This is a genomic window from Lacunisphaera limnophila, assembly GCF_001746835.1.
Classification (GTDB): Bacteria; Verrucomicrobiota; Verrucomicrobiia; order Opitutales; family Opitutaceae; genus Lacunisphaera; species Lacunisphaera limnophila.
This window is the reverse complement of record NZ_CP016094.1, coordinates 912304-914812: the sequence shown is the minus strand read 5'-3', so window position 1 is coordinate 914812 and position 2509 is coordinate 912304. Positions and strand designations below refer to the sequence as shown.

The following is a 2509-nucleotide window of genomic DNA, read 5'->3' as shown; positions in this document are numbered from 1 at the left end:
GGCGGTTCCGCCGGCTTGCAGAGCGAGCCCGACTCCGGCAACTTCCGCCGCAGGTTCGGTCCCTGTAGCTCAAATGGATAGAGCGCGCGTTTCCTAAACGTGTGATTCCGGTTCAATTCCGGACGGGGGCACACCCCGGTCGGCGCCACTTGAACGACTTCGAGCGGATTAGGTGTTCTGTCTAAGTGCTTGGATTGAGCGCTATTCCAAACGCGTTGATTCTAATCTGAGAGGAATTTGTTCAGGTTATCGCGTAGAAACGCTTCGGGATCTGGCAAACGAATCCGCAATTTCCGCGCCTCGAATGAGGCGTGATTAGGTGGTTCCTCACTCCGGCTAGCTCCCATTCCTGGAGCCGTCCTAAGGACGGTATGGAAGCTCGATCGTGGCCCGCAATCCACCTTCGCTCGTGTTCTCCAAGCACAACGAGCCATGGTGAAGACGCACCACCCGGTCCACGATGGCCAGGCCGAGCCCTGCGCCCCGTTCTGACCTCGACACATCTTCCCGGGCGAAGGGCTTGATATAGTCTGCAGGATGACCGCTGCGAATCCCGGGCCCGGAGTCAGTAACGGTGATCGATATTATCTCCGCGTTGCAGGTTGTTGTCACCCGCACCCCCTTCTTGCCATACCGCACGGCGTTATCGATCAGATTGTCCAGGACACGTCGCATCGAGTTTCTCCGGAAGGGGAACGGCGGCACCGCGCCGAGATCGGTTTTCACCATCTGGTCGCGCGCCGCATAGCGCCCGACCGTCTCCCTGATGAGGGCATTGAGGTCGTGCTCGGCAGGAGGCTCTTCGCTGCCGTCGCGCGCATAATCAAGAAACTGCCGGAGGATCGCGTCCATGTCCTCGATGTCGTGGACCATCGCCGGGCCATCGTTGCTGTGGTTGAGTTCGGCGGCGATTCGCAGGCGCGTCAACGGGGTCCTGAGATCGTGCGAGATACCCGCGAGCATGAGCCGGCGGTCCGCCTCGAGCTTGATCAGATCCCGCGACATTTGGTTGAAGCCATCAGAGAGTGCACGGATTTCCTCCGGCCCGCTCACCTCCAGGATCCCGGGAGGCTTGCCGCGACCGATCTCCTTGGCGGCTTCGGTGACATACCGTAGCTTTTTCGTAAGCCGAAAAACGATCAAGTAGGCTCCGCCCACGGCCAGGGCAAGCTGCACCGAGATCAGCAGAAACTTGGCGGAGGTGATGGCGTTTTGGTCGGGCTCAGTCAGGAACTTGAGCCAGAAATATTGTCCCCGCGCCGGAAAACGCAGCCACGTTATCTCCACATCCTTTTCCCGCAGGAAAAGGGCGGAGGGACCGAATCGCTGCTGCAGGCTTGCGCTCAAATCTCCCGGGATATCGTGGCCGTCATGAGGGATCAGGTCGGGTCGAGGCTGGGAGTCTGAGACAATCTCCAATGCTCCCAACGATGGCAGCCGCAGCGTTTCGATCGATGTGAGGTCGGTGCCTGGCGGCTGACCTTCAACCAGCGCTTGGGCCATGGCGACCATGTCAATGATCTGCTGCCCGTAGGCGGGTTTGATTTGGGTCTCCAGGAGATACCGGGCGGTCGCGAACCAGAGCGCCTGTACAAGAAAGAACAGGGCCCCGAGGTAGAGTGCGGTGCGGCCGAGGAGAGTCTTGGGGAAGAATTTCATGGCGTGGCGGGGGCATCGGGCACGAACACATAGCCAAAACCCCACACGGTCTGGATGTAGCGTGGTTTCGACGAATCGTCCTCTATCAGGCGGCGCACCCGCGAGACCTGCACATCCATGCTGCGGTCGTGGGCCCCCTGTTCCTTCCCCCGGGCCAGATCCATCAATCGGTCGCGAGAGAGCGGCACATGCGGATGCCGGGCGAGCGCTTCCAGCACGGCAAACTCCCCGGTGCTCATGACGAGCGTCTTACCCTCGCGGCTCAGTTCACGGGTCCCGAAGTTCAGCTCGCAGGGGCCAAAGCGCACCACCTGGGAAATCGGGGAGGGCGCCCCGTGAACCGCCGCCGGGTTGCGTCGGCGAAGGACGGCGTTGATCCGCGCCACAAGTTCGCGGGGACTGAAAGGCTTTGCCACGTAGTCGTCGGCGCCGACCTCAAGTCCCACCACCCGGTCCACCTCATCCCCCTTGGCCGTCAGAATGATGATGGGCACGTCCTCGCCCCTTGCCCGCAGCCGGCGGCAGAGGGAGAGCCCGTCCTCGCCCGGCAACATCAGGTCGAGAATGATCAGTTTGACCGGCTGAGCCGCCAAGGTCTCGTCGACGCGCCGGCCGCCAGACAAGGAGAGCACCGGGAAACCCTGTTCCTTGAGGTAACGCTCCAGCAGCAGGCGCGTCCGGGTATCATCCTCCACGATAAGGAGCTTCGGCTGGGTTTCCATGGTGTTGCTTTATTCGAGAATAGGCGGACCCCGCCGCAGAAGGGAGACCTGAATGTGTAACAAGTTGTTTCCAAGCGGGCCTCCGGAAACAATCTTTTGCACTCTCGGCGGGGACATTGGCGACAGGG

Annotated in this window: 2 protein-coding genes and 1 tRNA gene; 1 reads left to right on the top strand and 2 read right to left on the bottom strand. The window is 61.3% G+C overall.

Annotated elements, in window-relative coordinates; genetic code table 11:
* Positions 1-58: 58 nt before the first annotated feature.
* Positions 59-131: transfer RNA gene (locus tag Verru16B_RS03835), tRNA-Arg, on the top strand.
* A gap of 229 nt (positions 132-360) precedes the next feature.
* On the opposite strand, the gene Verru16B_RS03830 is transcribed toward Verru16B_RS03835, so the two are convergent.
* Entirely contained in the window at positions 361-1659 is a 1299-nt protein-coding gene (locus Verru16B_RS03830) for an ATP-binding protein (RefSeq protein ID WP_069961045.1), read from the bottom strand.
* Positions 1656-2381, bottom strand: coding sequence for an osmolarity response regulator transcription factor OmpR (ompR, locus tag Verru16B_RS03825; RefSeq protein ID WP_069961044.1), 726 nt, complete (start codon positions 2379-2381; stop codon positions 1656-1658). Before ompR ends, Verru16B_RS03830 begins: the two co-directional genes overlap by 4 nt.
* Between the last annotated feature and the right edge of the window lie 128 nt (positions 2382-2509).